The 5,783-nt window shown below is 65.6% G+C and carries 6 protein-coding genes; 5 read left to right on the top strand and 1 reads right to left on the bottom strand.

The genetic code is table 11. The features are described 5' to 3' along the window. The 5 genes from N825_RS35380 to N825_RS35360 all read left to right on the top strand — a co-directional run. Positions 1-2,211, top strand: a 2,211-nt coding sequence (locus N825_RS35380; RefSeq protein ID WP_051514234.1) for a hybrid sensor histidine kinase/response regulator, incomplete at its 5' end; no start/stop codon positions are given. Continuing rightward, entirely contained in the window at positions 2,208-2,699 is a 492-nt protein-coding gene (locus tag N825_RS35375) for a chemotaxis protein CheW (protein WP_037462219.1), read from the top strand. The genes N825_RS35380 and N825_RS35375, both read left to right, overlap by 4 nt. 84 nt (positions 2,700-2,783) lie before the next feature. Next, on the top strand, positions 2,784-3,149 hold the full coding sequence (locus tag N825_RS35370; RefSeq protein ID WP_037462217.1) for a response regulator: 366 nt from the start codon (positions 2,784-2,786) through the stop codon (positions 3,147-3,149). A 13-nt stretch (positions 3,150-3,162) separates the two neighbouring features. Next, positions 3,163-4,329 carry a protein-glutamate methylesterase/protein-glutamine glutaminase gene (locus tag N825_RS35365; RefSeq protein WP_037462214.1) on the top strand — a complete coding sequence of 389 codons (1,167 nt, stop codon included), beginning with the start codon at positions 3,163-3,165 and terminating at the stop codon, positions 4,327-4,329. After that, positions 4,326-5,174: a CheR family methyltransferase gene (locus N825_RS35360; protein ID WP_037462212.1), complete on the top strand. Its 849-nt coding sequence runs from the start codon at positions 4,326-4,328 to the stop codon at positions 5,172-5,174. Before N825_RS35365 ends, N825_RS35360 begins: the two co-directional genes overlap by 4 nt. 374 nt (positions 5,175-5,548) lie before the next feature. On the opposite strand, the gene N825_RS35355 is transcribed toward N825_RS35360, so the two are convergent. Further along, on the bottom strand, positions 5,549-5,783 hold a 235-nt coding region (locus N825_RS35355), incomplete at its 5' end, for a winged helix-turn-helix domain-containing protein (protein ID WP_198039078.1).

Raw genomic sequence — 5,783 nt, 5'->3', positions numbered from 1 at the left:
GCCCAGGCCCGCGCGCCGGAGCCGGAGGTGCCGGCGGTGGCCGCCAAGGAACTGGTCGTCCACGAGGCCACCCCGGTCACGGCGCCAGCCGCCGCGGCGCCCGCGGCCAGCACCGGCTTCACCGCCGACGAGACCCGTGACGCCGGCAACAAGGAATCGGCGGTCGCGGCCCAGACCATCCGGGTCAACGTCGACCTGCTCGAGAACCTGATGACCATGGTCTCGGAACTGGTGCTGACCCGCAACCAGCTCCTCCAGATCCTGCGCAGCCAGAAGGACAGCGAGTTCGCGGCCCCGCTCCAGCGGCTCAACCACGTGACGTCGGAGCTGCAGGAAGGCGTCATGAAGACGCGCATGCAGCCGATCGGCAACGCCTGGGCCAAGCTGCCGCGCCTGGTGCGCGACCTCGCCCACGAATTGGGCAAGAAGATCGACCTCCAGATGCTTGGCGCCGACACCGAGCTCGACAGGCAGGTGCTGGAGCTGATCAAGGACCCGCTGACCCACATGGTTCGCAACTCGGCCGACCACGGTCTGGAGACTCCGGTCGAGCGGCTGCGCGCCGGCAAGACCGAGACCGGCCGCGTCACGCTGAACGCGTACCACGAGGGCGGCCACATCATCATCGAGATCACGGACGACGGTCGCGGTCTCAACATCGAGCGGATCAAGCAGAAGGCCATCCAGAACGGTCTGGCGAGCGAGGCCGAACTGGCCGCGATGTCCGATAGCCAGATCCAGGCCTTCATCATGAAGCCGGGCTTCTCGACCGCCCAGAAGGTCACCAGCGTCTCCGGCCGCGGCGTCGGCATGGACGTGGTCAAGACCAACATCGAGAAGATCGGCGGCACCATCGAGATGAAATCGACCTACGGTCGTGGGTCTTCCTTCATCATCAAGATCCCGCTGACCCTGGCGATCGTCTCGGCCCTGATCGTCGAGTGTGCCACCGAGCGCTTCGCGATCCCGCAGATCAGCGTCGTCGAGCTGGTCCGCGCCGCCGCCGACAGCGAGCACACGATCGAGCGGATCAACGGCACGCCGGTCCTGCGCCTGCGCAACCGCCTGCTGCCGCTGGTGTCGCTGCAACGGCTGCTCAAGCTGGACGGCCCGGCCCATGACGACACCGAGACCTTCATCGTCGTGACCCAGGTCGGCACCTACACCTTCGGCATCATCGTCGACCGGGTGTTCGACACCGAGGAAATCGTCGTCAAGCCGGTCGCCCCGATCCTGCGCCACATCGAGATGTTCTCGGGCAACACGATCCTGGGCGACGGCAGCGTCATCATGATCCTGGACCCCAACGGCATCGCGGCGGCCTCCTCCGGCGAACTGGCGGTCGGCGACGCCGCCGCCACCGAGACGGCGGTCGCCCACGCCACCCGCCAGGACGACAAGATCGCCCTGCTGCTGTTCCGCGCCGGTGGCGTCAGCCCCAAGGCCGTCCCGCTCTCGCTGGTGGCCCGCCTGGAGGACGTCGATCTCAGCGCGGTCGAACTCAGCAACGGCATGCCGGTGGTCCAGTACCGCGGCAAGCTGATGCCGCTGGTTCCGATCGACAGCGGCTGGGAGATGAAACGCGAAGGCCGCCAGCCGGTGCTGGTGTTCGCCGACGGCGACCGCTCCATGGGCCTGATCGTGGACGAGATCGTCGACATCGTCGAGGATCGCCTCCAGGTCGAACTGGCAGCCGACCGCCCGGGCATGATGGGAAGCGCCATCATCGCCGGCAAGGCGACGGACCTGATCGACGCCGGCTTCTTCCTGACCCAGGCCTACAAGGACTGGTTCGGCTCCTCGGCGCGCGACGCCTACGAGGAGGAGAAGGCCCATAAGGTCCTGCTGGTCGATGACAGCCCGTTCTTCCGCAACCTGCTGACGCCGCTGCTGACCGTGGCGGGCTATCAGGTGACCACGGTGGAAAGCGGTGACGAGGCCCTGAACCTGTGCGAGGCCGGCGAGAACTTCGACGTGATCGTCAGCGACATCGAGATGCCCGGCATGAGCGGCTTCGAGCTGGCCCAGGCGATCCGCAAGGACACCCGCTGGCACACCACCCCGCTGGTGGCGCTCAGCAGCCACGCCTCGCCGCGCGACCTGGACCGGGGCCGTCAGGCCGGCTTCACCGACTATGTCGCCAAGTTCGACCGTGACGCCCTGCTGTTCACGCTGTCGCAGACCCTCTCCGAGACCAAAGGTGCCGCATGAGTGCCAACCTGCCGGCCAAGAAGACCAAGTACGACGACTTCGCGATCAACGCGAACGAAGACTTCGTCACCATGATGATCGCGGACCAGCTGTTCGGCATCCCCGTGCTGCAGGTCCAGGACGTGCTGGGTAACCAGCGGATCACGCGGATCCCGCTGGCTCCGCCGGAAGTCGCCGGTTCGCTGAACCTGCGCGGCCGGATCGTCACCGCGATCGACGTCCGCCTTCGGCTGGGCCTGCCGGCCCGCGCCAAGGACAAGCCGGGCATGAGCATCGTCGTCGATCTGCGCGGCGAGCTGTACAGCCTGATGGTCGACGGTGTCGGCGAGGTGCTGAGCCTGTCGTCCGACGACTTCGAACGCAACCCGTCGACGCTCGATGTCCGCTGGCGCGAATTGTCCACCGGCATCTATCGCCTGAACGGCACCCTGCTGGTGGTTCTGGACGTGTCCCGGCTGCTGAACTTCGCCAATCTCGAGGCGGTGTAGGTTGGTGGAAGCCGGTCGGGCGATCCCCGGCCGGTTTCCACCGCCACGCTCCGGAACCAAGCGTCATAGTCGAGGTCTTTCTTTATGAAATCCTGTCTTGTCGTCGATGACAGCCGCGTTGTCCGCAAGGTGGCCCGGAAGATCCTGGAAGAGCTGCACTTCGCCTGTTCCGAGGCCGAGGACGGACGGCAGGCGATGGAAGCCTGCGCGAGGGAGATGCCCCACGCGATCCTGCTGGATTGGAACATGCCGGTCATGACCGGGATCGAGTTCCTGCGGCGTCTGCGCAAGATGTCGGGCGGCGACGCTCCCAAGGTGGTGTTCTGCACCACCGAGAACGATCTGGCCCACATCCAGGAGGCGCTGAGCGCCGGGGCCAACGAATACATCATGAAGCCGTTCGACAGCGACATCATCCAGACCAAGTTCGCCCAGGTCGGCCTTATCTGAGGCCCGGAGAAGCATGATCGATATTCCGGGCAAATCCGCCCCCACCTCGGCGGTCGCGAGCGACCCCCATCGCGTGATGGTGGTCGACGACAGCGCCGTGATCCGCGGCCTGCTGTCCCGCGCGCTGGAGGGGGATCCCGAACTGCGCGTCGTGGCGTCGGTTGGCGACGGGCAGATGGCGATCAACGCCTTGGGCCGCCAGAGCGTCGACGTGATCGTCCTCGACATCGAGATGCCGGTGATGGACGGCTTGACCGCCATCCCCAAGCTCATCGCGATCGATCCGGCGGTCAAGATCATCATGGCCTCGACGCTGACCCTGAGGGGGGCGGAGGTCAGCATGAAGGCGCTCCAGTCCGGGGCCGCCGACTACGTGACCAAGCCATCCTCCACCCGCGAACTCGGGGCGGCCGACGCCTTCAAGCGCGAACTGGTCAGCAAGGTCAAGGCGCTGGCCGCGTCGGCGCGCCGCGCCGGATCGCGCAATCGTCCCGGTCTCCGTTCCGACCGTCCGTCGGTGCCGCTGAACCCCATGCCGCGTCCGCGGTCGATGGATCCGGCGGCGGTCGTGCTGCGGCCCATGCCGGCGCTGGTCCCGCCACCCGACATCATCGCGATCGGCAGTTCGACCGGCGGACCGCAGGCCCTGTTCGAGGTGCTGTCGCACCTGAAGGGTGGCATCCGCCAGCCGATGCTGATCACCCAGCACATGCCGGCCACGTTCACGACGATCCTGGCCGAACACATCACCCGCCAGTGCGGCATCACCTGCGCCGAGGCCAAGGATGGCGAACCGCTGGTCGGCGGCCGCATCTATCTGGCGCCGGGTGATTTCCACATGATGCTGGCGACCAAGAATGGAAGCACGGTCTTGTCGGTCAACAAGGATCCGCCGGAGAACTTCTGCCGTCCGGCGGTCGATCCCATGATGCGCAGCATCGCCAAGATCTATGGCCGGCGCGCCTTCGCGATCATCATGACGGGTATGGGCCAGGACGGCATGCGTGGCTGTGCCGAACTGGTCGCGGCCGGCGGCCTGGTGATCGCCCAGGACGAGCCGTCCAGCGTGGTGTGGGGCATGCCGGGAGCCGTCGCGACGGCCGGCCTGTGCAGCGCCGTCCTGCCGCTCCGTGAAATCGGACCCTATATCCGCAAGATTGCTTTGAGGACCGCAGCATGAAGGTCGAAGACTTCGACATGTTCAGCACGATGCTGAAACAGCGCTCGGGCCTCGTCCTGTCCCGCGACAAGGCCTATTTGCTCGAGTCGCGGCTGATGCCGGTCGCGCGCAAGTGGAACATGAAGGGGCTCGACGAGTTGGCCGTCGCGATCCGCACCCGGCGCGAGGAGGCGCTGCTGCGCGACATCACGGAGGCGATGACGACCAACGAGTCGTCGTTCTTCCGCGATCAGAAGCCGTTCGACCAATTCCGTGATGTCGTGCTGCCGATGATGCTGGCGAAGCGGGCCGCTCGCCGCTCGATCCGGATCTGGTCCGCCGCCTGCTCCAGCGGCCAGGAAGGCTACTCGCTGGCGATAATGCTGCTGGAGCAGGGTGCCAAGCTCGACGGCTGGCGCTTCGAGATCGTCGGCACCGACCTGTCGTCGGAAATGGTCGAGAAGGCCAAGGCCGGCATCTACACCCAGTTCGAGGTCCAGCGCGGCCTGCCGATCACCCAGCTGGTCAAGTATTTCAAGCAGGTCGGCGACAAGTGGCAGATCAACGACAAGATCCGCCAGATGGTCACTTTCCGGGAATACAACCTGTTGACCGACCTGACTCCGCTGGGCCAGTTCGACGTCGTGTTCTGCCGCAACGTGCTGATCTACTTCGACCAGCCGACCAAGGGCAAGGTGCTGGAGAGCATCGCCAAGCTGATGCCCACCGACGGCGTCCTCTATCTCGGCGGCGCCGAGACCGTCCTGGGCATCACGGAACGCTTCAAGCCGATGGACAACCAGCGCGGCCTCTACGTCGTCAACCAACCCGCCGGCGCCCAGGCGCCCCGGGCGGCGGTAGGCTGATAGTCCCTTCCGCGACGCTGACAAGGCAAAACGAAAACCCCGCGGGAAGAGTGCTTCCCGCGGGGTTTTCGGCGCCGGAGCTTAACTATGAATAACTCAACTGGCGGAATTGCAGTCGTAGCCGTAGGTCGGGTAGAGCGCAGCGGCACCCGACACCGACTCGCCTGCTTGTCGGGTGCCGCTGCGCTCTACCCGACCTACGGTTGAGAGGAGGCAGGTGGACACCAAAAAACCGCCGTTGTCAGCTTAGGGACAAACCAACTGACGAAATAGTTTCATTCGTGGTGTATTGGCGCTTGGTGATCAAGGCAAGGGGCTTGTGCTTGATGATCCACCGGGAATGTCTTTGAGGAACCGCCTGGGCGGCGAGGTTTTCACCCCGCCGCCTGGGCTTTCTGGGGGACGGTCTCGTCCTGCGGGTCGCGGAGCACGTAGCCGCGGCCCCAGACAGTCTCGATGTAGTTGTCGCCGCTGGTCGACTGGGCGAGCTTCTTGCGCAGCTTGCAGACGAAGACGTCGATGATCTTCAGTTCCGGCTCGTCCATGCCGCCATAGAGATGGTTCAGGAACATCTCCTTGGTCAGCGTGGTGCCCTTGCGCAGGCTGAGC

The sequence above is a fragment of the Skermanella stibiiresistens SB22 genome (genome assembly GCF_000576635.1).
GTDB lineage: Bacteria > Pseudomonadota > Alphaproteobacteria > Azospirillales > Azospirillaceae > Skermanella > Skermanella stibiiresistens.
The sequence above is the reverse complement of the archived record's forward strand: the minus strand, read 5'-3'. Positions and strand labels throughout refer to the sequence as shown.

Coding starts and splice junctions, on each gene's coding strand:
- N825_RS35375 (WP_037462219.1), top strand. CDS start 2,208: ATGAGTGCCAACCTGCCGGCCAAGAAGACCAAGTACGACGACTTCGCG.
- N825_RS35370 (WP_037462217.1), top strand. CDS start 2,784: ATGAAATCCTGTCTTGTCGTCGATGACAGCCGCGTTGTCCGCAAGGTG.
- N825_RS35365 (WP_037462214.1), top strand. CDS start 3,163: ATGATCGATATTCCGGGCAAATCCGCCCCCACCTCGGCGGTCGCGAGC.
- N825_RS35360 (WP_037462212.1), top strand. CDS start 4,326: ATGAAGGTCGAAGACTTCGACATGTTCAGCACGATGCTGAAACAGCGC.